A 23,787-nucleotide genomic window follows, 5' to 3' on the forward strand; every position below is an offset into this window, starting at 1 on the left:
TTCATAGATTAGAAGCTACCAAAGTTAAAGGCATCAGCACTTATTAAAACATTTTCTGATATATGTTTTTTATCAATTTTTGAACACCAGGCAAAAGCTCTTGAATCTATTATTTCAAGCTTCTTTGGGAAGTTTATCTCTGTTAATTCATAACAAAATGCAAAGGCCTCTTTTCCTATAGTCTTAAGCGTTGATGGAAGGAAAATTCTCTCTAAGCTTTTACATCTATAAAATGCCTTTTCAGGAATTTCTGTGATTCCTTCTGGTATTACAATACTTTTTAAGGAAGAGCAGTTTTCAAAGGCCCTCATTCCTATAAATTCAAGTTTGTCTGAAAGCTCTATACTCTCTAGTGAATAACAGCTTGAAAATGCGAATTTTTCTATCCTTTTTACATTGTAAGCATTCTTTACAGACCTAAGCCATTTACAATTCTCAAAGGCATTTTTACCAATTGCTTTAACATCTTTTGTTAAAGTTATATAGGTTAGTAAATTGCTATCTTTAAATACCTCATTATGAATTTCAGTTATTCCATCTATTAATATCAAGTCGTTTATATTACCTGTGCATTCAACAAGAGCATTATTCTCATCTGTTTTAAAGCAATTCAAACAATCCATAAAAATCTGTCTTACACTCTTAGGCAGCATTTCATCATTTCTATCTGTAATTTTTGTTAAGTTATAATCTTTTCCATCTGGCGTAATAACCTTCTTTAGATTAATGCAGTTTCTAAAGGCGTATTCTTCTATAACTGTTTTATCAGAAGAAAAGACAACCTCTTCAAGTTCAAAACAATTTGCAAAGGCCCAGCCTGAAACTATTTTAATATAATCAGTAATTACTACTTTTCCTTTGCAGGAAGCTGCCTCTATTAGTATGTTATTAACAATTACCATAGGCGAAACTTCACCTTGTTTCTCTAACCACATTGTCCCATGAAAAGCTCTTTCACCAATATACTCTACACTTTCAGGTATATATATTTCTTCGAGATTCATGGCATCTTTAAACACTTCACGTTCGATTGTCTTTATTCCTTTTGGAATATGTATAAAACGTCCTTTATTTAAATACCCAAACAAAGAGAGATTTTCATCTATATTAAAGCAGCTCATTGCGCTATTATATATTGCTTTTACGCTATCTGGCAGGCTTCTTTTAAAAATAACTGAATAGTTTTTTACAGAATATCTATTATCACCAATACCTATTACTTTAAGTGCCGTGCATCCTGCAAAAGCATAGCTTCCATATCTAAAACCTTCATGAGACACCATTATTTCTTCTAGATTTCCGCAATTTTCAAAAGCATGAGCATAAACTTTAGTCTCTGCCTTAAGTGATATATTTTTAATTGAATTACAATCACTAAAAGCGTTAACTCCTATTTTTTTAACCTCTGTAAAATCGAATTTTCTTAAGGCTTCACATTCTTCAAAGCAACTGTCTCCTATTACTCTAAGCGCTTTACACTCACAAATCTCAAGCCCTGCACATCCACAAAAGGCTTCGTTTCCAAAGAAAGTCACCCCTTCAAGAGCAACATTTTTTAAATTAATACAATAGGAAAATGCTCCTTCTAAAATTTCCTCTGCCTTACCTGAAACCCTTGTAATAGATATGCACTTTTGAAAAGCTTTCCTTCCAACATATTTTAAGGCTTCTGGAAGGATAACCTCTTTTAGATTTTTGCAACATCCAAATGCCCCTTCACCTATAAAAACAAGGCTTTTAGGAAGTACTACACTAGTTATATTTTCATTGCCTGCAAAAGCATATGGTGCAATGTTTACTACACCTTCTGGTATAGTAACCTCTTTATAGCAAGATTTACCATCAACAACAGTATTTGATACTACAGCTAGATGTGATCTATTTTTTAAGTTTTCCAAGAATCCTGTATTTTTAAAAGCATCTGCTTGTATATTAGTGCACTTTACATCCATATCGTAAAGATTTGTGCAACCACTAAATGCATTTTGTCCTATATAAGCTGCCTCTATTAAAGGAATCTTTCCTAAAGCACTGCACCCGTAAAAAGCATTATCAGCTATATATTTTATTTTTCCATAAGACTCAACAGTCTCTAAAGATGTACAATATGCGAAAACGCCTTCGTCCAACGCAGTTATGCTGCTTGGAATTATGACATTTTTAAGAGATGTACAGCCGCAAAAACTTCTTGAGCCAATTCTCTTAAGGGATTTTGGGAGTGTTATAGCTGTAACCTGAGTGTTACCATAAAATGCTCCTCCTGCAATGGCAGTTACTCCCTCAGGAATTATAATATCCCCCGAAAAGTTAGTTCCATCCATAAATATATGGCTGATTTCAGCACTTTGAGTCTTATCCTTCATGTAAATGCTGTCTTCAAAGGCATTTCTACCAATACATTCAATTGAAGTAGGAAGATTAACATATTTAAGTGAAGGGCATTTAAATGCAAATTTATCGAAAACCTCCTTAACTCCTTCGCCGAAAGTTAATTTTCTTAATTTATTACACTCTGAAAAAATATCTGTTCCACACTCTCTTAAATCGCAATTTATTTCTGCTGATTTTATGCCAGAAGCTGTAAATACATTATTCCCTAACTTACCTAAAGACTTTGGTAAATGGATTTCAGTTAAAGATAGACATTTATAAAATGCCATATCACCTATACTCTCTAATTTTTCTGGCAGCTGCACATTTTTTAGTGAATTACATCCATAAAAAGCCAAGTTCCTTATTTCCTTAACTCCGCTTCCAAAAAACACTTCATTCAATTTTCTACACCTGTTAAAGGCTGATTTTTCTATTATAGTAAGAGATTCTGGAAAATCTGCACGTATAAGCTTTACACAATTTTCAAAGGCGGACTCACCAATATATTCAAGTCCCTCCCTAAGATTAATTGTCTGTAAAAGCAGGCAATCAGTAAAAGCTTCTTCACGAATTTCTTTTATAGATTGTGGTAAAATGACTTTTCCAATTGCTTCATTGCCTGCGAATGCTTTCTCTCCAATTACAGTTATGCCTTCTGGTATAGCTACCTTTTCTTCGCTCCCTCTATACTTCATTAAGGTAGTTCCGCTAATAAAAAAGTTATTTAGTATTTGGGAATGAATTGTTCTTACTATTTCCGGCATCCCATCATCATCTCTATTTGGCAGACCCTTTAGTTCATATGTTTTTCCATCAGATAATGTGATATATTTTAGCGTTGTACAGTTTTTAAAGGCATCAGAACTTATAGCTACCTTCTCACTTTCAAATTCTATCCTTTCTAAACTAATACAATTTCTAAAGGCTCTACTTTCAATATTAGCTAAGGTTTCAGGAAACTTTACAGACACTACACCTTTCTTATCAAAGAAACAGCTTTTTCCTATCCCTGTTATTCCCTTTGGCACTCCGATTTCCCTAGCATTTATAAGAAATCTTGTAAGAATCCCATTGTCAATTTCCATCATCCTGTATATATCTGTAGCAATAGCTTTAACTACAGGATGCATATCAGAATGAGATGCTATAATATCAATTACGCTTTCAATCTCAAAGGTATTTCCGTCTGTTAGGCTTATTCTTGAAACCTTTCCGCAGCCTGTAAAAACATCACAAATACTTGATATATCTAATTCGCTTGAAACCTCAATAGTTTTCAAATTTTCATCATTTGAAAATACATGTCTGTCTAAATGTATTACTCCAGGCATAGAAACATATTCAAGACTATCGCAATATAAAAAAGCACAACTATTAAGCTTCTTCACTAAATTGGGAAGCTCTATACTCTCTAAAGAATGGCAACGATGAAAAGCATACTCCCCAATATACGTAAGCTCTGAAGGAAAATTTATTTTTCTTAACTTCCTGCACCCCTTAAAGGCAGTGTCCATAATGCTTGTTATTGTTTCAGGAAGAATTATTTCTTCAATAGAAGCGCATCCTTTAAAGGCTCCTTTTCCTATTACATGAACTGTATCTGGAACTCTAACCACTGCATCCCTAAGTGTATATGCTGCTAAAATCCCTTCATTAATAATAAATCCTTCTTCCATCAACTATTCTCTCTTTCTTCACAAAATATTTTTTTAACAATGAGTTTAAGTTCTTCTATATTTCCACATTTATATAATTCAATTTTATATTGTCTAGCGGCTGTGTTTCCTTTCATAAGGTAAGCTGCAAGCCTTCTTATATATAAAATCGTAAACATTTCATCGTAATATTTTGATGTTAAATCAATCTGTTCTGATATTACTCTATATTTACTCTTCGTAATCTCTTTATGTATGAGCTCACTAAAAATAAATGGATTTTCAAGAGCATATCTTGCTATCATAATTCCATCAGCTCCCGTAAGACACATCATCTTTTCAGCATCTTCTACTGAAAAGATACCTCCATTTGCAACTACAGGAATTTTAACTACTGACTTTGCCTGCTCAATTTGATTATAATATGGAGTACCATAATACATCATATTCCTGCTTCTTCCATGCACTGCAATCATGTCTGATCCTGAATCCTCACACATTTTTGCAAATTCACCAGCTATCATTGCATCTTCCTTTATTCCTGTTCGGATTTTAACTGTAATTACTTTTCCGCTCTTTTTACAGCCTTTAATAATGGAGGCTGCTCTTTTAAGATCCCCAAGTAGCGCACTTCCTTGCCCGCTTTTAAATACGTTTGGTACTGGACAGCCCATATTTATGTCTATAATATCGAATTCAGAAAGATATTCACTTCTAGCCATTTTCTCCATTATCCTTGGATCAGACCCAACTAATTGAGCTGCCTTTATCTTTTCATGAGATGTTGTAAAAAGCAATTTATGCATTGCTTCATCCTTATATTTAAGTGCATTACAATTTACCATTTCTGTATAGCAAAGCCCTGCACCTAGTTCACTGCACAGCATTCTAAAAGGGTAACATGTATATCCAGCTAATGGTGCCATAAGAACATTGTTTGGCAAAGTTATATTTCCAACTCTTAATTCTTTTATCTCCAAATGGTATTATCCTCCTTCAACCAAATTTTTCAACTTACTTATATAGCTTATAAATAATTTCAAATTGTTAACCTTTATTTACTATTTGAAATATAATCTTTTCTTGTTCTTTTCCATATTCCCCTTTTATGAAATCTATAGCGTCTTGATCTATGGGGTACTTATAAACATTAATCTTATGCTCTTTTACTATATTCTCTATTTCTTTATAGTGTTCTATAAAGCCTTCATCTCTATCCCATAAATTAATTTTAGTCCCATCATTGAAATAAAGATTATAACTTCCATATAAGTATGGCGATGATTTAGCCCCCCTGCCATCCTAGTGGCATATGTTGTAATCTGAGTTACATCAGACCACTTATAAGTTTTAGAACTAAAATCTTTATAAATAATTTCATCTTTTGAAAATATTATTCTATAACCACATGAAAATATAATAATACAAATTAGAAATACAGCAACACAAGCTGATAAAATTAACGACTCCAGCTTTTTATCACTATACCATTTTTTCAGTAATAATCCTCTTAGCGCCACTATGCACGCAAATACCAATATAAAGCAAAAGAAGGATATTGCTATAAAGAAAGCTAACTCACTTTGTGATGATAGCACTATAAAACCACTACTTTTATAATCACTTTGCGTTTTAATATACAAGTAAATCAAAAATAACATGCATAACGCTAAACTTATAATTTCAATTGTTATTCTAAAAATACACGATTTATCAGAATTAACTACAGCTATTTTCCTTTTAGACATTTAAATCTCCCTCCTATAGTTACCTTAAATATTTCACTATAATTAATAAAATACTATCGTTCATTACACATATAGTAGCCCAAAATTGTTAAAAGGACATTCTGTTCTTTGCATACTAATCATTATATATTGGTTCATTATCATCACATGCTTTCTCCCATTCCTCTATTGCTTCTTCATCTATATCTTCTTTTTTTAATTTCTTAATAATATCAGAAAAAGTGTCCATGAATGAAAAAATAATTTCTTCATTAGGAGTATAGTCTAAAGTTTCCCATCCTAGTTTTTCTTTTACTCCTTTTGAAAGCATTCTACTATAATCTTTATTATCTTCAGTAGTCTCAAATTTCTCGTGTTTTAGTATAAAATCTTTTAAATGAATTATTTATTAATTAATATCACTACGACTCAATTATGATTCTTAACAATCATAGTCACTGCACTTTACTTCACATATATAAATATTATTTTAACAAAAATCGGAATTATCTTGTTTAAATAAATACCAAAGTCAGTATATCTCTCAGCTCCGCTTATTCTTATGCCGTGTCCAATATCAAAATTTATTTCATAATGCCTTCTATATTTAGAATAATCATTTGCTAGTTTTACACTTCTTATAATAAATCTTTCATTAATATCATAATTGATCATAATTATTGAATTACTTTGTCCACTCTCTTCTCTTTTATCTAATATCTTCTTTACAATTTCAAATGATTTAAAATCTATATAATTAAAATCATCAACATCATTTTCTTCTAAAGATGTTATTGTTCTATCACTATTAAAACAAAATCCATTATCAATTAGAATTTTAATAATATCTGAAAAACCATCCAAATTAGTCAATATTCTTATATATAAATTTCGCTCTACGCTCACCTTATTTTCCTTTCACAAAATTTAATTTGTTGATAATTTTATATAATAGTTCTTATAATTTTCTACATAAACTTATAGAGCAGTTATATGTTTATGAATTACAGATTAACTCAGAATAGAAATTTATCTCGTTGAATCATCTCCGCTATTTCTTTAACTAATTCATTTCCGCGCTCATCCCATGCCATAATAAAAACACCACTCCAGTTATCAAAGCCTAAATTTATTTTTATTCCATCGATTATTAGATCATTATAAATATCATCAGTAACTATGTCCCAAAATTCTTTCCCAGATTTTAATCGTTTGCCAAACTTATTTTTTATATATCTCAAAACCTCAAAAGCATCCTTTGCGCTAGAGACTCATTTTCATATGTATTAAGACCTTTATGTGTTTTATACATAACCCACCCCATAATATCCCCCAGTATATGAAAATTCTATTATTTCTTATATTTATACTCATTTTAGATATCACTTACATTAATTAACTCTTTAATTTTTTTAGAGACTTCCATACAGTTTTCTTCACCAAACTTGACTTCGTCACAAAAAGCTTTACTAAATACTTCTGAAATGATTTGTTCAATTTCATCAACTTTGTTTTCATTTGATATTCTATCTGCTATTTTCTTAGTCTCTGATAAAAATTCATCATCTAGAGCAAGTGGAAGTAAACCCTATGGATTCCATTCATCAATTGCAATTTTTATTTTATTGATTAATTCATAAACTGTTATAAACAATACATCATCATCTTCTTGAAATACATCCACATTAATTTTTCTATCTGGAAATCTATCTTTAAAACTTAATGTCCATAAATGCTTCAAAACATCTCCTAATGCAATTATTTGAACCTCTTCATTCTCTTCTTCATCTTTATTAATATGAAAAAAATCTCCTACTTCATATAAATTCATCATTTTTTCTATTTGAGTTTTATTATTATTTAAATGCTTTTTCCACCCTTTAAATATATCTGGTGAATACTTATCCTTTAATAAGAAACAACCTTCAACTTCAATAACATCTGGATAAAAAAATTTTGCGAACCCTAATGCTGTCTGTATATCTGACTTTAGATTCACAAAATTCCACCATGAAAAATTCTCTGGATTTGCATTTTTCCATTCTACATATTCTCCAACTATACTATCATCAAATAATTCTTCCTTCATTTAATCTTCACCTCATTTCAAGTTATAAATATATATTCTCTAGACTTTCATATTTTATTATTAGATTATTTTCTTCTATTTTAAGGATAATTATAACATAAAATACAACTTATCTCACCGTATTCCCGTCTAAATTTATGATTCCTGCTTTTAAACACAAAAAGCAGGAATACTCACAAAAGAGATTCCTACTCTAAAATTAATCCTTTACTATTCATTAATATTCATAACGATTAATTGTTAATTTTCAATATGAAGTCTATACCTTCTTATACCATAAGTGGTATAAGTTCTTCCTACTGAACCTCCAACACCACCATCGTCAATTTCTGAGTCTGTGCAAATAGCTGTTCAAGCACAGTTACTTAGTTTAGTTTGCAATTCTAAAACTTGATTAATTGTGTCTTGAAGAATCATATCTAATCCTGCAAGTACCGAATTTTAGGTATTTTATTAATAATGTGATTCATTCTATAATAGAAATCAAATTGTTCTGTCAAATCTTTACCAGCTATAATTCCTATATCTTTTATTTCCTTAAAAATTGAATCATTTCTGGTGTCATATACAAGTCCTTCTATTGAAACATAAGCTATTTTTCCATTTTCTCCATCATATTTCGATAATTGATCTAATGTAAATCTTTTTTGTTGTCTATGAAAATTGTAATCATTTTCTAGTAATTCACTTATTGTTCTATATTCAAAATAAGATGTCATAAATACCCCTTGAATATTTCTACTTATCAAATATATCAAGTTTACTTTTATAAAAAATTCCTTTAGGCACATGAAAATAGTATGGTACTGGACTTGTTATTTATTTGATTATGCCTTAATACTATATTGCATCAGTAATAAATATTATTGATTAATTTCTTTAACAATCTTCTTCATTCGTCTTATATCGTCACCAGTAGGTTTTTTCATTTTTTCAATTAAATTCCCATTTTGATCCCATATATTATATTCTAAGCGAACATTTCCATCAAATTTTCCCATACGCATTAAGATCCCATTTTCATACCATTCTCTAGATTCACCTTTTTTACTATCACTTCCAAAATTATTCCATGACATTATTTTACCACTTGGATAAAATTTTGCCTCTTCGCCATCCTCATATCCATTTTTATAAAAAGAATATGACTCCATTTCATCATCATCATATTTTGAGTAGCCTATTCCTGTATAAGGTATGTCAGTGTCCATTATCACATAAATTGCAAGTAGTGGATCATAACCTATATCATCAATATCTATACCATGTTCATAAATATATTCTTTTGATAATATTTTCATTCTCTTACTTCCCCTTTACTTATTAAATATTAAATCACAAATTTATTACACTCTTTTTGTTCATTTTCACTTTCAATGGGCGTTTCACATAAATCACAAGATTGAAGTAAATCAGTAAATTCATTCTTTTTAATTGTATAATCTTTACCAACTGTCATATAATTCTAGCTTCTGTGCAAAAAATTACCGCATATAATATGTTTCTAACAATTCATGACCTGATAATGTAAAATAGAAATTCACTCCTAAATAATATACTGGCCCTTCTAACCAATTTTCTATTACAGGGCAAAAAGAAAATTCTCCTATATCGTAATCTGTGTGAATAAATAATAAAACATTATATTTTAAAATTGAATAGTTAACTTTTATAGATTCTTTTTTCTTATGCTTCTTACAATTATTCCTAGTCTCAAACATTTTATAAATTTCTTGTACTGCATAATAAAGAACTTCTGTAACTACCTCGTCAAGTGGAGGTACTATTCGTTTAGGATGTATTTTGGCTCGCATTTTAGCATTATATATTTCACCTAAATTCAATTCTCTATTTATAGTTAGATTAACCTTTTCAGGCATATCTTTAATCATTTCCAGCACTTCAAAACCCTCTAACTCATAGTCAGGTGGGCTAAATCCAATTAGCTCTTTTGGAACTCTCTTAATCATTTATAATTTCAACTCCTTATATATGCCTTGCATTTATTTTAGGCAGCAAATCATCATATATCCTGACTACCAATGCTTTATCGTTACCCCTTATTATTCCAAATGTAGAATGGCTATTATTTACATAAATAGAGATTTCATCAGAATAAGTAAAATAAAAATTATAATCACTAAACCATGCTTTTTTCAAATTATATTTTATAGATAATTCATCTAATATTTTAAATTGTTTAGGATATTGTTTTATACTTGCTTTCTTATACTGATAATCGAATGTTAGATCAAAAGAAACACTTATATTAAAATATCCATATTCATATAAATGTATTGAATTTTGAAATAAAAATTTTTCAAAAGAATTACATAAAAAATTTTCATCTTGATCCATAAAACCTTGTATCAATTCAACCCCTAAATCTTTATTTATTGGAACATCTGCAATTACATCTTTTAAAATATACATTAATATAAAACCTCGTTTTTCTTAACTTCTTTCAATTTGATTTTAACTATAATTATAGCAACAACTCAAATTAACATTAGATAAACTCACTTTTGCTATTATCACAAATCATTTTCACTACAATTATATATTTGTAATATATGTCACTTTTTAGTATAATCGTATAAAAAAATAGTTTCAACTATATTCAAATTATAATAATGGGAGTGATAATAATGAATAATGTTTTCATTGATATTATTGATAAATATAATAACAAACATATCTTGAGATTATGTGATAAATTAATAAAAAGATGTAGTTTTAAGTCCTGTAATGACCTAGAATTGCTTGTTAAGTTAGGAACCTGGATGTATATTTATAAGGATTTTGATAATGCACTAATAATTTTTAGTTTAACAGATAATTTGGATTTTAATGGTAACTGGGATATTTGGAATGAAATTTATTCGTGTCAAATATTAAAGGCTAAAATTTATAGTGATTTAAATGAAAAAAAGACATCTGAAAATATTAAAAAAAATTTAAATTTAAGAACTACAGGAGGAGTTTTAAATTGGCAATCTAATGTTGCTAAAATGTGTACACCATCAACAGATGGATATTATTCGCAGCAAATAGAAAACTACATATTGAATAATGATGAAAAAACTGCAGTTGAATATAAACTTTTAAACCTAATATCTTTGCTAAAATTTCTTGAAGGAAGTTTTTTTAAGGATGGAACATACAAAAGTAAAGAGGCTTCTGCAACTGCTCTAATACAAGAATTACAAACGATTTAATTCACTATTATACTTTTATGTGATAGCTAACCAAAATAAGCAAAATATTGTGTTTTAAACACAATATTTAAACTTATGATCAAATCTGCCGAAATCAAATACATTTGTGTTACGCATAGCTATGAAAATCTCGATGAAAACACTAAATTAAAGCTTGAAGCAAATTTAGCATCGTTTTATACATAGGCGCAAAGATAAAACAGAAGTTATTATAGGCTTTAAGTGATAATATTAACACTTACCAACCTGCCCAATATAAAAAAATATGCTTTTTGAAGTCTGCTGATTTAATTATCCCTTTTAAACTATTATAAGTGTACTCTGCCCACATTAAATACTCTTCATCATCTAAATTGCTTAAAGGTAATAACACACACTCCTTACTACTGTCATTAAGTATTTCTTTACATAAATTCAAAAGTAACTTCATATGATTTTCTGTAAATAGATAGTACTTCCCTTCTTCACATCTATTACTGCACACCACTTTAGAAAATGTCTCTTTATCTAATTGATCAAGTTCTTCTTTTGAAATTAAAAATGTTGGATTGTTCAATTCCATTTTAGAAATACAGTATACATACATATCTAGTCCCATACTATCCCACCCAATCAATGTTTATTAAAAGTTTTAGTCCTATTTTATTAAATTAGTTTCCCTACGCTTTTTATATCCAACAAAAACCTAATGACTAAGTATATAAAAATTATAATAAAAACAGGACTCACCAGAAACGCTGCCAAACTTAATCCTGTAAATGCTCTTGCATCGATATACGATACATTAAATACCATAATCTGCCCATTTCTATACTTGTCATATTCTTCTTTAGATGCGCTACCGAATACTCTTAATCCTGCCACTACATTAGCTCCAAATTCACTCTTTTTATCTTTGCTTTCTACTCCTACTATTTCTCCATATATCTCCATAGTATCACTATTTATATCCCGCCAATCAATACCTTTATTTTCTAGAGTATTTCCTATAAGTTTAATTTCATATTGACTTGCATTGGGATATTTTTCTTTAATCACTTTGTCAAAAACTTCAATATCTTCTTTTTTATCCATTATATATGTGGGCACTCCAGTTGCTTGTTCACACCTTACTGTAAAATGCATATCGCTATCTTTTTTGAACTTTTTACTCATTACTTGCTGGCCTGGCAAAACCACTGCCACTACGAGAATATAAGATACTAAAAATATTATTAAATATCTTATGGTTAATCTATTTTTCACAATAAGCTCCTTATAAATTCAGTATAAGTTTTTTCTTCAAGATCATCAGGTCTATATAATTATTTTTAACATTCAGCACAATAAACTTTTTGCCAATTTATTTATCAATCATTGCATACATGACAGCCAAAAATCGTTAATAAAACATTGTGCTCTTTACATACTGGATATCCATTAAACAGCGGTTTACTATCTTCACACGCTTTTTCCCATTCTTCTATTGCATTTTCATCTATATCCTCTTTTTTTAATTCCTTAATCATATTAAAAAAAGTATCCATGAACGGAAAAATAATTTCTTCATTAGGAATATATTCTAAAGTTTCCCATCCTAATTTTTCTTTTACTCCTTTTACTACTTCTAACATAAATGTTTTCTGATTCTCAAAATTTTCTTTCACCCAAGGCATTTCACTAATAGCAAATCCAACAGTTCCAATCCCACATTTTGATTGATCTTTTTCTAATATCCATACTAATAACTTTTTTTCATCATCTGTTTTTGCAAGCCTAGTTCCGCTAAGACCTAAAACTGTGATAAACACACTAGTTGTTCCATTACTCATATGTATATTCATATTACTGTTATTTTTAAGTTCAATGATATTGCTCAATTTATTTACTTTATTCCTTCCAAATTATATTTTACTTCCATAAGTTCGGCACAAATACTAATTTGTTAAGTATCTGTGGAAACACAATCCCAGTCATCATTATCCGTTCCCTTACCAATAAGCCAATTTAATCCCCAATGGCGCTCAAACACAACTCCTGAGTCTAATTGTGCCGGCATATCTTTTCCATGTATTCTTGCATCTACACAAGCCCAGTTATATCTATAAATTAAATCGGTTTCATTAAGTATTTGATCTATACTTCTTAAGTTGACTTTTTTCATAAATTCATTAAAATCTTTACAAGCTGCCATTACATTAATGGCAAAATCACACTCACATATTTGTGAAGGATAATCTAGTTCGTCCAAAATCCCTAATGCCCAAATTAGCGTCCAATAAGCCTCATATTTCCATGCCATATTAATTACATCTTGTTCCTCTGGAGTACCAAATATAATCTTTTTCTCTGCTTCCGTTAATTCGTTTTTTACTTCATATTTTTTTAAAAATCCTTTGAAAAATTCTCTAGATTCTTCAATGTTTTCTCCACTATTAATATCACAAGCTACTTGAATTGCAATCAAACAAGCTATAGCGCGTTTAGCAATTTCTTCCGCACTTCTAACCTCTATTTCAGTTACATCTTCTATTATCGGAAGTCCTTCCATATATGGTACTTTATTTGATTCTAATATTTCTATTGACTTTTGTTTTCTTTGTACTGGATTCATACTTCATCCCCATTCTCTTTTATATTTTTTTCATTAACACTTATTGAAATACTCTCTCTATTAAAATAGGTTGTTTGAATTCTTCTATTTTATCAAGCTCTATATAATAATATTCATTACGAATTGCATAAACCCTCAATGTCGCTGATGGTGCAACTTCAAATTCTATACCATCAGAAATACTCATTACTATATCAAATTCAACATTGGGAAACTTATATTTTAAAATATTTTTCCAAGAGTTTACTGCCATCAGCGCAACTTTTAAAACAGGATATATTTCCTTTTCATTATTTATACAAATATAAATCTCATTCCCGTCCCACTCAAAATCAGTAAGTTCAGTATCTGAATATTTTGGAATACCATTCCTATTAAGTCCACAAAAATTGTTAATACAGTAATATGCTTGTCCATTTAAATTTACTTTTTTGTAAATATTGGGTAAAACTATATTTTCAAAATCACACAAATCAACTCTAGTTTCAATTGCTCTAAGCCTTTTTAATTTTAATAAATGCTTTTTCATATTTTGATTGCAAATCATCTTATCGCCTCCTTTTTAATGCCCACAACTAAAAATCACATGAATATTATCTCCGGTAAGTTTCGCTATTCTTGCTAATAGAAGCTTTATATAATTGATACCGCTTTTAATATTTTTTCAAAATACTCATCAATCTTTATTTTTTCTACTGCCCAACAACAATGTCAAATGTAGTTTGCGTTCCATTAACATCTATTGTAACAGTGGTATTTCCTGGCTTATATGCTAGAATTATTGGGTGAAGTTCACTTAGATAACCATCCTTTAAACTAGATTCAACTCCTGCAAATGCAATGCTATCATCAGTAGATTTAGACACTATTACAAGGCTCGGAAATGATGAATTGTTAGTATCAGTACCACTTACTTTAATATTTCCTAATTGAATTATTTGCTTGGGCTTACAATATAAAGTTTTTCCTTTTGTCTCTGCTTGCATTTTCGTTTTATCTTTTGTCGCCTTAATTCCTTTCCCTTTTACTATTTCACCATTTGAGCTCAATTGACTTATTTCCATCATATTACTATCATCTAACAAAACTTTCTGATTATCAGTATCTGATTTTGTTATCATTACACCGCTAGGTACTTCATTCATTAATTCATTACCATAAACTTGTATACACTTTCCATCGCTTCCATACAAATACTCAACTCCATAGGTTGAAGTAAAAACAACACATTTTAACATCACTCCATTTTTATCAAAGCAATACGAATCTCCATCTATATTCCATGAACCAACAGCAACACTTTTTCCCACTCTAAAATATGTATTTCCATTCTCATCAAACCAATTATATTTAGCTGTTTCTTCAACTTTTTCTCTTGATGGTAAAATGCTATTCGGCAATAATTCGTCACCTTTAATATAGTTACATAATAACGCACCACTTTGATCAAATTCATACGTAGAATTATTAATTTCTACTTTTCCAACTGCCATACTTCCATCATCTTTAAGATAATAATATTTTTCTCCATCTCTTATCCATCCGGTTACCCTTTTTCTATCGCTTCCCAAATAGTACCATTTGTTATCTTTTTGATTCCAGCCAGTAACAGGTTGAGACTTTTCCGTCATAGTTACGCTAGTAGCATCACTATGTCCCAAGTTGACTAACCCCCATATAGTTCTTACCATTATTAAAGTTGCTGCAATATATAAAGCAACTGTTACTTTTTTAATCATTTTATTTTCCCCTCAAATTTTTAAATTTTATTATGCATTTGCATTTTTAACTGTATTATCTTTTGGCTTATTATTTTTTTCTTGTGATTTATCAATCAATTCAACTGTCCAAGTATATGCATATAATGAATAAAAAATAAATATCTCAAAAATTAATTAAATTTGTATACTTAGGCTCTAAAATTAACTTTTAATAATTACTTTTAATCTTTCCATATGAATTTTTCTTAGTATAAAATTCTTTATTCTCTTCCCCATTATTTAATTCACCATAGGAAGTCCTATTACCTAAATAATAAATTCCTTCTTCAGCATTATTTCTATCTCCAAATGAATTAAAATTGATTATTTTTAAAAATATTTATTATAAATCTATTATGCTAAAGAATAAGAGCTTACTTTTACATAAACTCTTATCAAAAACAGATAGTTTTTATTTAACCTATATTTTTAGTTCTTTCCTTAAATAGCTTACTTCATACTTTTTAGTATTTCATCTATATTATCATACTTAGCTCCAAGTGATTTCGCTTTAAGTAGCTCTTCTCTTGCTAAATTAAAATTTTTTGCATTATAATATACTATTCCCAAAAAGTAATGCCCATCTTTTGGGTCTAATTGTTCTAAGTTTTTTGAATAGTTAACAGCAGCATCATATTTCATTAAAAAGATATCTGAATTAATAATGCATTTTAAAGCATAAGTGTTTATATCCTTAGATGGATTTGATGCCAAAATTTCCTTGGAAGTTTTTTCAACCTCTTTCCAATTTTGTGCTTTAAAATTTTGTTCTAGTTGAGTTACTAATCTTGTTGTTTTACTTTCAGTACTATTAAAGCCCCACAAAACTGTTGCTGATGTTATTATAAGTGCTAGTAATAAGTAGACATATCTATTAAAATACCATAACCTCTTTTTCGATTCATTGAAAATTCCTGCAAAAGTTAATCCTCCTATAAGCCCTCCTAAATGTGCAAAATTATCTATTCCTGATTTAGTAAATCCATAAAATAAGTTTACGCATATTACTCCAACAATGTTTGCTCCTAATCCAGACTTAAATAATGCAGGTTTCTCTATACATATAAAAAGTATAGCTCCAAATAATCCAAATATAGCTCCTGATGCTCCCACTCCAGGACTGGAATTAAATGCGAAACTAAATATATTACCCAAAATTCCTGCCGCAAAATATATAGCTATAGACTTAGCTTTTCCAAAAACTCTTTCAGCAAGAATGCCTATAAAATATAATGAGTAACAATTTAAAGCTACATGAACTATGTTCGCATGTAAAAATATTGGTGCTATAAACCTCCAATATTGTCCTTGCAATATATGACCATTTTCTTTACTTCCAAATTGCAATAATAGTGCATTGTAATCTGTACCTGAATCCCATGAATATAACCCCATTATTGCAAATACTAAAAGATTTAATGCAATTAATATATATGTAATTGTTGGTTTTTCACTCTTAAACTCAATTCTGGATTCTAATTTCTTTTTCTCTACAATGTCCTCAAAGCTTACAAGGGGATTATCACTTTTCTTATATTCACTAAAATACTTATTTAAATGTTTTTTTACTCCAAGCTCATCCCTTTTAGTTTTAGAATGGCCCATAACACTTTGCTTTTCAAGGTTCACAACTATGCTTCTTAAATATTTTTTACCTGTAACTTTATTAACCTGGTTATCCTCAATAATCTTAACTTTATCTATTGGTGGCTCATTTTCAAAAATAAATATCCCGAAAGAATATACAATTTTATTTTTATCAATGTTTAAAAGATTTTCTTTCACATCTATGAAATATTGTCTTATTTCCTCTTCTGAAAACAAGTCTCCATTAATTAATTCCAGCACAATCATTGTGCCAAAATAATCTTTCATCATTATATTATCTTTTTCATCTGTTCTTACTTTGTTTTCTTCATCACATAAAGGTATGAAATCTTTATATTGGGTAAAGCTCTTCATTATTATTTCAATTTCATTTTTATACATACAATCCCCCTATCTCAGTATTCACGTTCGTTTAAGCTATACTAACACTCAACCTATTTTTATTTGTACACATATTCTAACTTTATATCCCTAAGCTGGTTAAGGTCATTTATGTTAACTTACTCAATTTTATCACTGCTAGTACACATTAGTATATTATCATAATAATTACTTATTTTACAAATATATTCTCATTTTCCTTGTCTTTGCTAACAACTTTTTCGTTTTATAAATAAATTTAATCACCTATAAAAAGTAATAGTTGAAATTTTTACCTAACATAACAAACCTTTCTAGATGCACTTTAGGTTTTTATTTTATAATCATTTTTAACCACTTGCAGTCTTTTTTCAGCCACAAATTAAGTAGAGGTGCTGTTAAATGAACAGCACCTCTTTGATATAGGCATAATAGCATTAAATAAATGCAGATTAAATATCTATTGCTTAATCTGCATTTATAATACCTATAGTTAGCGACAATTGGAAAAAGTATTTATTGTATTATTATAGTTGAATATAAGTGTACAAATAAAGTCTTCCTTATATTTATATTTTATTTTAATTTAAATTGATCTATAATTTCTTCTAACTTTAAAGCACTTTCTGCATTATTGTTAGATGCAGCTAATATAGATTCATTTTTACTGCTTACATCAATAATATTTGAAACAATATTAGTGGATGATTTAGCTACCTCTGATACTGAAATTGCAACATCTTCCATACTTTTTGAAATTTGATCTACAGACTCAGAAACACTTTCAGAAACTTCTGCAAAGTTACCTATAATTTCTTTAACAGTATCTCCATCTTTTTTATACTCAGCACTTATAGTAATTAGTTTATCATAATCTTTAAGAACCTCTTTTTCTATAAATAATAAGATATCTTGTGATGAACCTGAAAGTTTTCCAACTGAAGCTAATACAGCATTTATTTTATTCTGAATTTCAGAAACTGTTAGCGATGACTGTTCTGCAAGTTTTCTAACTTCTTCTGCTACAACAGCAAATCCTTTACCTGCTTCCCCTGCTCTAGCGGACTCTATTGCCGCATTTAGTGCAAGTAAATTAGTTTGCGCTGCTATTGCATCTATACTTTTTGCCATTTCTGATATCTCGTTTACAACTTCAACTTCCTTCAATGCTTTTTCTAATCCAATTTTTGTTTCTCTATATATTCTCTCTGCATTTTCCCTTGACTTAATAGAATCATTATTGATTGAAACTGCTTTTTCTTGTATATTCAGTGCAACATTTAATCCCTCTTGAGCTTTTTGAGCTGTTACGTTAACTTCCTCTTTTACAGTAACAGCCATAGATGTAACTTCTTCAACAGCTGCAGATGATTCTTCCATTCCCGCTGATATTTCTTCTGTCGCTGCTGATATTTCATCTACTTTAGAACTTACCTCTGAAAACATTTTATTTGTTAATTCGCTACTCTCAAGAATACTTCTGCTTTTATCTTTAATAAACAACATACTTTCGTTCAGTTTTTCAACTGCACCATTTAATGCAGTTACAGTATTTCCTATTTCATCTTTAGCAACTACTTTCATTTGTATATCAAAGTTACCATCTGCTAATTTCCCTGCACCATTCATAACTTCTTTTACTTGATTTATGACACTTTTTCTAATTAACTGCATAAATAAAATTCCCATAATAATACTTACTACTAATAGTATAACCATTTGTTGTTTAGAACTATCTGTTATCTCTTTAGAAAGTTGTCCTTGTGATTTCATTAAATTATTTTGAGCAGCTATCATATTTTCTATACTTAAAAGTAATTCATCTTGTGGTTTCTCTATCTTAGTAATCATATTTTGAAGTTCTTCGGTTGATACTCCAGTTCTCATCCCTAAATTAACAGCTTCATCAAATGCTGAAAATGCTAATTCAGAATTTTTCTTTATTTCTTTATATATTTCTTTTCCTTTTTCAGTATAAACTAAGCTACCAAGTTTATCTTCGTTTTCATAATAAATAATTTTATTCTTATCTAGTATTTTTTTTTGCTCATTCATATAATTCATATCATTGCTAATCGATATATTTCTTATGCTAATTGCAATTTTGTTAAGACTTCCTCTCATATTATATGCAGCTGATACTTTCTCATTTTCTACGTCAATTAATTGATTAATAGTTCCATTAATTTGACTTAATCTAAGTATAGCTAGTGAGGATACTCCCATAATTAGAATAATCATTAATGAAAATGCTATAATTAGTTTGTTTGATAACTTAATTTTACTAAATCTCATCATTATCCCTCCCAATATTTTTCTCAATACGTTAATTATACTTTAATTTAAATCATAATGTCTATTATATTTATTCTATTTTTTACTTTTTTCGCATAACATTGACACTTTATCATATTATTTTCAAAGATTTTTGTTACATAATTAATTAATATTATACATTTCAATATCTTATCCTCAATATTTCACTTATACTTTAATAATTCTCTAATCCTTTACTTTTGGAATTAATAGGTATACTTATTTATAAAGTTACAAAGAAATTTTACATTATAAAAATGCTGATTACACCATGATAATTGATTGAATACAAAGATATAAATATAATATTTTTAGTATATAATATGTTGCAATGCACATTTCACAATTCACAATTACGACTGAAATTCTTGCAATATTTTTAGAATTGTGATGAAGAATTAATTTTACAACATATATATTAAGTAACTAAATAAAAATAAGCGCAAATGTATAACCACTTATTTATAGTCTACACTTACACTTATACAGTAAAAAATAAGAGCCTATTTACATAAGCTCTTATTTTTATTATTAATAATTAGTTTGAGAATTCTTGAGTTCCCATGTATTTGTTATTTCCGTAGATTACACCTATACCAACCTTAGTATATTTTTCATTCATCATATTTGCTCTATGACCTGGTGAGTTCCACCATTGATTAAATAATTCAACTGGGTCAGAAGTGTTATATGCAATATTCTCTCCTGCTGTAGTATAAGTATAGCCTATTGTGTGCAACCAGTTTGTCCACTTTGTTCCGTCTGGATTTGTGTGATCAAAGAAATTATTTTGAATCATGTCGTCACTCTTATATCGTGCAACTTGCACTAATGTATTATCTATAGTTAATGGCTGAAGACCCGCTTCTTTTCTTTTTTCATTCATTAATTGAAGAATTTTATCCTCAGCAGAATTTTGCATGCTGATTGAATAATTTGTCGGCAGATTAGGTAACCCCTGTACATTTACTGATGCTGCATTTGTGCTGCTTTTTGAAACTGCATCTGTATTATTAGCGTTATTTCCATTAGAAGCATTCATAAATGAATTAGTATTTAAAAAATTATTTATATTTATATTATTACAATCGTTAACATTTGAATTGATTGTTGCTGCAGATACTCCTAATGATGAGAAACTCCCTATTGTTGTAGCTGCAATAACTGTAGTTACTATTCTTCTTAAACCATTCTTTCTCATTAGTTTTTCTCCTTCTATATGTTTTATTTGTCCTCATGTTTTTTATTTAAACAAAAAGTATTTTTTAAGTTTTTGTTGCTTTCGAGTAAGGACATGTCTCTATCTTATCATCTTTTCGACAATATTCAACATGGATTCTTCTCAATTTATTGATTTAAATGATATTGTCTTGAACTTGCTTTAGTATGTTCTTGTATGCGTCTTTATGCACCATAATGCTCATGAAAATAAATAAAAAATCCAAAGTTTCCATGATTATTTTTCATCAGGCAAAGATGCCAATCGCCCTTATAGCTGGCTTATTAGAGCAATTTGAAGATAATTAGTGAACCAAAAGTTAGAATCAAAATTTTATATTTCATTCTTCGAACTTTCACACAGTGCAATCTATGATTTTGTGTGAATTCGCTTATTCAGCTATCGAATGCGAGTAGAACTTCCTCTTCTGGCAAATAGACTCATTATTTTTTTAATGTGCCTAATATCATTTAACATCTTAAAGTGCCAAGGATACTCCCCTACATTTTTTTAATAATAAAAAAGAAGAAGATATGATCAGCTATATGTTCTATATCTTCTTCTCATCTATTTTCCAGTATTTATTTTAATAAAGAAACCACTTGTTCACTTGTTCTAATCTTGCCTATTCTAGGGAATATATATTTACAAACATATTCATGTTCTTCTTTACTTATTGCTGTCATTGCATCTTCTACGAAAATTTGATTATAACCATGTTGGAAAGCTTCTCTTGCTGTAGTATCAACTCCAATGTTAGTTGAAATTCCTCCTAACACAATTGTATCAATCCCTCTACGTCTTAACTGTAAATCTAAATCAGTACCATAAAATGCTCCCCATTGCCTCTTTGTAACAATATGAGCATTCTTAGTCCCTGCTATTTCAGGTATAAGTTCGTCCCAGCCTTCTTGATATTTCATTCCACTAGAAGCCAAATCTGTTTTTGGCTTAACCATATCTTTTCCATCTATAGTTGAAACTCTTACTAAAACTATAAATGCCCCTTTCTCACTAAATTCCTTAACTAGTTTACTAGCGTTTTGAATTACCTGATCAACTGGATTAGGTGAACCTGAAATCCCTCCAGCTGCAATTCCTTTTTGTAAATCTATAAGCACAAGAGCGCTAGTTTTAGCATTAATAAGTTCCTTTTCGTTTAATTTTAAATCTTCCATCTTTCTTTTCTCCTTTTCATTCATTTTATTTATGTTATGATTATTGATTTAAACTAAGTTTTTTATAAACTTTGAAATATACCCAAACTGCATTTATTAGTAATAATGCACTTGTAATGAAAAATACGTATTTCATTCCCAAATTTCCTGCTACTTGTCCGCCTAGAACTGCACCTCCAAATGCCCCTAAATATCCTGCCGACATGTTAAAACCAAATACTCTGCCTGTAAGAGATGCTGGAGTTATTTTCTTTAGTACGATATTTACAGATGGATTAAGCCCAGCAGATGCTATTCCTAATAAAAATCTAAGGCCCATTAACTGCCAAGTGTCTTTTACAAAAGCTTGTGGTATAAAAATTATTCCTGCACCTATAGTACATGCTAGTATTATTTTATGAGCCCCTACTTTATCTGAAAGTTTACCTAGTCTTGGTGCAGCAATTATATTTGCAAGGCCTGAAGCTGAAAATGTTAGTCCAGCTAAAAGCACAATATGACTACTATTATTTGATAACTGCTTAACATATACTGTTACAATAGGTTCAACTGAATATAATGCAACAGCTAATACAAAGAAAGTTACAAACATTGTAATAGTAAGGTTTTTTTCTGGAATTACCTTCCATACATCCTTAATGCTTAGAACCTCTTTATCTTCACGAGTAAAAGATTCTTTTACAAATAAAACAGTTGTAATAAATGAGATTAAAAGTAATGCTGCTGTTATGAAAAATACGCTTTGTAAACCAAAGACCTCATCTATGAAACCACCAATTGTTGGACCAATTAACGAACCTGCAATATTTGCTGTTGAAAGTGTACCTAAAGCATATCCTGCATTTTCTTTATCTGTCTGAGTTGCAATAAGTGCTGTGCATGCTGTGCTATACCCTGTGATTACCCCTTGAAGTAATCTTAACCCTATTAGAACATATACATTTGGTGCAAATCCCATACACCCTATAGTTATGGCCATACCAAGGCTTGCTCTAAGAATCATTGGCTTTCGTCCATATTTATCAGCGGCACTACCCCAAATTGGTGAAAAAATAGCTGAAATTACATAAGTAATTCCAAATGCAATTCCTGAAATTTTTGTAATTGATGCTGTATCTTGAACTCCAAGATGCTGTATGTAGATTGGCAATACTGGAGCGATTTGACTCATCCCTATGGCGGCAACAAATATCCCAAACCAACACACTATTAAATTTTTTCTCCATATTTCCATAAGCATACTCCTTTCTATTTGTATAAATTAAGAACAAAATTACATGTAACCTCATCTGAATAGCCTTTTATATAAATTATCCTCAAATTTAACCACATTACAATTTGCTAAAGAATAAAAAAATCGCAGGCGACTGTGGTTAAGTTCCGTATTGTGCTTCGCACTCTTTTCATATGTGTAGATTTTTTTCACGCATCTGCCTTTTCGAACCATGTGAGAAAAATTTGGCAGGCGAATAAGATTTCTTTTTTATTCTTTTAAAAATACCCAAACTATCCAATCAACCTTTTTTAATTTATCCACAGATTTTACTGGAATATAAATTCCTAAAGAATAAAAAATATTAGTAATTACTAATATCTTGATAAAGTTTCTATTACTTCCCCCTTAATTTTTCTGTTTATTATCTTCAATTTGATTATAAACTATATTTTATAGTTTGTAAATTATAAAATAT

The 23,787-nt window shown here is 29.4% G+C and carries 24 protein-coding genes; 1 reads left to right on the forward strand and 23 read right to left on the reverse strand.

Features of this window, described 5'->3' with window-relative positions; translation table 11 throughout:
* Positions 1–8 precede the first annotated feature (8 nt).
* From L3B96_RS08410 to L3B96_RS08460, 12 genes are all read right to left on the reverse strand, one after another.
* Positions 9–4,049, reverse strand: a complete 4,041-nt coding sequence (locus L3B96_RS08410) for a leucine-rich repeat domain-containing protein (protein ID WP_238860247.1) — start codon at positions 4,047–4,049, stop codon at positions 9–11.
* On the reverse strand, positions 4,049–5,008 hold the full coding sequence (locus L3B96_RS08415) for a tRNA-dihydrouridine synthase family protein (RefSeq protein ID WP_238860249.1): 960 nt from the start codon (positions 5,006–5,008) through the stop codon (positions 4,049–4,051). Before L3B96_RS08415 ends, L3B96_RS08410 begins: the two co-directional genes overlap by 1 nt.
* 216 nt (positions 5,009–5,224) lie before the next feature.
* Complete coding sequence (locus tag L3B96_RS08420) at positions 5,225–5,776, reverse strand: hypothetical protein (RefSeq protein ID WP_238860251.1); 552 nt, start codon at positions 5,774–5,776, stop codon at positions 5,225–5,227.
* A gap of 115 nt (positions 5,777–5,891) precedes the next feature.
* Positions 5,892–6,086: a hypothetical protein gene (locus tag L3B96_RS08425; RefSeq protein ID WP_238860253.1), complete on the reverse strand. Its 195-nt coding sequence runs from the start codon at positions 6,084–6,086 to the stop codon at positions 5,892–5,894.
* 134 nt (positions 6,087–6,220) lie between these two features.
* Positions 6,221–6,661 carry a hypothetical protein gene (locus L3B96_RS08430; RefSeq protein WP_238860255.1) on the reverse strand — a complete coding sequence of 147 codons (441 nt, stop codon included), beginning with the start codon at positions 6,659–6,661 and terminating at the stop codon, positions 6,221–6,223.
* A 110-nt stretch (positions 6,662–6,771) separates the two neighbouring features.
* The gene (locus L3B96_RS08435) at positions 6,772–6,996 is read right to left on the reverse strand and encodes a hypothetical protein (protein ID WP_238860257.1); all 225 of its coding nucleotides are present in this window, start codon (positions 6,994–6,996) and stop codon (positions 6,772–6,774) included.
* Between the two features lie 347 nt (positions 6,997–7,343).
* Positions 7,344–7,844 (reverse strand): hypothetical protein, encoded by a 501-nt coding sequence (locus tag L3B96_RS08440; RefSeq protein ID WP_238860259.1) that lies wholly within the window; start codon positions 7,842–7,844, stop codon positions 7,344–7,346.
* Between the two features lie 419 nt (positions 7,845–8,263).
* Positions 8,264–8,563, reverse strand: coding sequence for a cytochrome b5 domain-containing protein (locus L3B96_RS08445; protein ID WP_238860260.1), 300 nt, complete (start codon positions 8,561–8,563; stop codon positions 8,264–8,266).
* 144 nt (positions 8,564–8,707) lie between these two features.
* Positions 8,708–9,145, reverse strand: a complete 438-nt coding sequence (locus L3B96_RS08450) for a hypothetical protein (protein ID WP_238860263.1) — start codon at positions 9,143–9,145, stop codon at positions 8,708–8,710.
* A gap of 29 nt (positions 9,146–9,174) precedes the next feature.
* Complete coding sequence (locus L3B96_RS27225; protein WP_275297136.1) at positions 9,175–9,303, reverse strand: hypothetical protein; 129 nt, start codon at positions 9,301–9,303, stop codon at positions 9,175–9,177.
* 25 nt (positions 9,304–9,328) lie between these two features.
* On the reverse strand, positions 9,329–9,814 hold the full coding sequence (locus L3B96_RS08455; protein ID WP_238860264.1) for a hypothetical protein: 486 nt from the start codon (positions 9,812–9,814) through the stop codon (positions 9,329–9,331).
* Positions 9,815–9,830: 16 nt separating this feature from the next.
* Positions 9,831–10,277 (reverse strand): hypothetical protein, encoded by a 447-nt coding sequence (locus L3B96_RS08460; RefSeq protein WP_238860266.1) that lies wholly within the window; start codon positions 10,275–10,277, stop codon positions 9,831–9,833.
* A gap of 215 nt (positions 10,278–10,492) precedes the next feature.
* On the opposite strand from L3B96_RS08460, the gene L3B96_RS08465 reads away from it, so the two are divergent.
* On the forward strand, positions 10,493–11,062 hold the full coding sequence (locus L3B96_RS08465) for a DUF6707 family protein (protein WP_238860268.1): 570 nt from the start codon (positions 10,493–10,495) through the stop codon (positions 11,060–11,062).
* A gap of 238 nt (positions 11,063–11,300) precedes the next feature.
* On the opposite strand, the gene L3B96_RS08470 is transcribed toward L3B96_RS08465, so the two are convergent.
* The 11 genes from L3B96_RS08470 to L3B96_RS08520 all read right to left on the reverse strand — a co-directional run bounded on the left by L3B96_RS08470 (position 11,301) and on the right by L3B96_RS08520 (position 23,330).
* Positions 11,301–11,660 carry a hypothetical protein gene (locus L3B96_RS08470; RefSeq protein WP_238860270.1) on the reverse strand — a complete coding sequence of 120 codons (360 nt, stop codon included), beginning with the start codon at positions 11,658–11,660 and terminating at the stop codon, positions 11,301–11,303.
* A 47-nt stretch (positions 11,661–11,707) separates the two neighbouring features.
* Positions 11,708–12,307 carry a hypothetical protein gene (locus L3B96_RS08475; RefSeq protein WP_238860272.1) on the reverse strand — a complete coding sequence of 200 codons (600 nt, stop codon included), beginning with the start codon at positions 12,305–12,307 and terminating at the stop codon, positions 11,708–11,710.
* Positions 12,308–12,411: 104 nt separating this feature from the next.
* Positions 12,412–12,921 carry a hypothetical protein gene (locus L3B96_RS08480; RefSeq protein ID WP_238860274.1) on the reverse strand — a complete coding sequence of 170 codons (510 nt, stop codon included), beginning with the start codon at positions 12,919–12,921 and terminating at the stop codon, positions 12,412–12,414.
* A 65-nt stretch (positions 12,922–12,986) separates the two neighbouring features.
* Positions 12,987–13,655, reverse strand: coding sequence for a DUF4272 domain-containing protein (locus L3B96_RS08485; protein WP_238860276.1), 669 nt, complete (start codon positions 13,653–13,655; stop codon positions 12,987–12,989).
* A 40-nt stretch (positions 13,656–13,695) separates the two neighbouring features.
* Positions 13,696–14,202: a hypothetical protein gene (locus L3B96_RS08490; protein WP_238860278.1), complete on the reverse strand. Its 507-nt coding sequence runs from the start codon at positions 14,200–14,202 to the stop codon at positions 13,696–13,698.
* 145 nt (positions 14,203–14,347) lie between these two features.
* Positions 14,348–15,394: a cell wall-binding protein gene (locus tag L3B96_RS08495; protein WP_238860280.1), complete on the reverse strand. Its 1,047-nt coding sequence runs from the start codon at positions 15,392–15,394 to the stop codon at positions 14,348–14,350.
* 471 nt (positions 15,395–15,865) lie between these two features.
* Positions 15,866–17,404, reverse strand: a complete 1,539-nt coding sequence (locus L3B96_RS08500) for a rhomboid family intramembrane serine protease (protein WP_238860282.1) — start codon at positions 17,402–17,404, stop codon at positions 15,866–15,868.
* A 555-nt stretch (positions 17,405–17,959) separates the two neighbouring features.
* Positions 17,960–19,678, reverse strand: a complete 1,719-nt coding sequence (locus tag L3B96_RS08505) for a methyl-accepting chemotaxis protein (RefSeq protein WP_238860284.1) — start codon at positions 19,676–19,678, stop codon at positions 17,960–17,962.
* A gap of 559 nt (positions 19,679–20,237) precedes the next feature.
* A complete protein-coding gene (locus tag L3B96_RS08510; protein WP_238860286.1) occupies positions 20,238–20,900 on the reverse strand; it encodes a CAP domain-containing protein in 663 nt (220 codons plus the stop codon).
* Between the two features lie 599 nt (positions 20,901–21,499).
* The gene (locus L3B96_RS08515; RefSeq protein ID WP_238860288.1) at positions 21,500–22,096 is read right to left on the reverse strand and encodes an isochorismatase family protein; all 597 of its coding nucleotides are present in this window, start codon (positions 22,094–22,096) and stop codon (positions 21,500–21,502) included.
* Positions 22,097–22,136: 40 nt separating this feature from the next.
* On the reverse strand, positions 22,137–23,330 hold the full coding sequence (locus L3B96_RS08520; RefSeq protein WP_077831677.1) for a multidrug efflux MFS transporter: 1,194 nt from the start codon (positions 23,328–23,330) through the stop codon (positions 22,137–22,139).
* Positions 23,331–23,787: the final 457 nt, after the last annotated feature.

The sequence above is a fragment of the Clostridium sp. YIM B02569 genome, assembly GCF_022320765.1.
GTDB lineage: Bacteria > Bacillota > Clostridia > Clostridiales > Clostridiaceae > Clostridium > Clostridium beijerinckii.

Bases quoted from the DNA above. Each gene is read 5' to 3' on its own strand.
- L3B96_RS08425 (WP_238860253.1), bottom strand. From the start codon at position 6,086: ATGCTTTCAAAAGGAGTAAAAGAAAAACTAGGATGGGAAACTTTAGAC.
- L3B96_RS08470 (WP_238860270.1), bottom strand. From the start codon at position 11,660: ATGGGACTAGATATGTATGTATACTGTATTTCTAAAATGGAATTGAAC.
- L3B96_RS08500 (WP_238860282.1), bottom strand. From the start codon at position 17,404: ATGTATAAAAATGAAATTGAAATAATAATGAAGAGCTTTACCCAATAT.
- L3B96_RS08495 (WP_238860280.1), bottom strand. From the start codon at position 15,394: ATGATTAAAAAAGTAACAGTTGCTTTATATATTGCAGCAACTTTAATA.
- L3B96_RS08445 (WP_238860260.1), bottom strand. From the start codon at position 8,563: ATGACATCTTATTTTGAATATAGAACAATAAGTGAATTACTAGAAAAT.
- L3B96_RS08410 (WP_238860247.1), bottom strand. From the start codon at position 4,049: ATGGAAGAAGGATTTATTATTAATGAAGGGATTTTAGCAGCATATACA.
- L3B96_RS08455 (WP_238860264.1), bottom strand. From the start codon at position 9,814: ATGATTAAGAGAGTTCCAAAAGAGCTAATTGGATTTAGCCCACCTGAC.
- L3B96_RS27225 (WP_275297136.1), bottom strand. From the start codon at position 9,303: ATGACAGTTGGTAAAGATTATACAATTAAAAAGAATGAATTTACTGAT.
- L3B96_RS08450 (WP_238860263.1), bottom strand. From the start codon at position 9,145: ATGAAAATATTATCAAAAGAATATATTTATGAACATGGTATAGATATT.
- L3B96_RS08485 (WP_238860276.1), bottom strand. From the start codon at position 13,655: ATGAATCCAGTACAAAGAAAACAAAAGTCAATAGAAATATTAGAATCA.
- L3B96_RS08420 (WP_238860251.1), bottom strand. From the start codon at position 5,776: ATGTCTAAAAGGAAAATAGCTGTAGTTAATTCTGATAAATCGTGTATT.
- L3B96_RS08520 (WP_077831677.1), bottom strand. From the start codon at position 23,330: ATGGAAATATGGAGAAAAAATTTAATAGTGTGTTGGTTTGGGATATTT.
- L3B96_RS08510 (WP_238860286.1), bottom strand. From the start codon at position 20,900: ATGAGAAAGAATGGTTTAAGAAGAATAGTAACTACAGTTATTGCAGCT.
- L3B96_RS08460 (WP_238860266.1), bottom strand. From the start codon at position 10,277: ATGTATATTTTAAAAGATGTAATTGCAGATGTTCCAATAAATAAAGAT.
- L3B96_RS08490 (WP_238860278.1), bottom strand. From the start codon at position 14,202: ATGATTTGCAATCAAAATATGAAAAAGCATTTATTAAAATTAAAAAGG.
- L3B96_RS08505 (WP_238860284.1), bottom strand. From the start codon at position 19,678: ATGAGATTTAGTAAAATTAAGTTATCAAACAAACTAATTATAGCATTT.
- L3B96_RS08465 (WP_238860268.1), top strand. From the start codon at position 10,493: ATGAATAATGTTTTCATTGATATTATTGATAAATATAATAACAAACAT.
- L3B96_RS08440 (WP_238860259.1), bottom strand. From the start codon at position 7,844: ATGAAGGAAGAATTATTTGATGATAGTATAGTTGGAGAATATGTAGAA.
- L3B96_RS08515 (WP_238860288.1), bottom strand. From the start codon at position 22,096: ATGGAAGATTTAAAATTAAACGAAAAGGAACTTATTAATGCTAAAACT.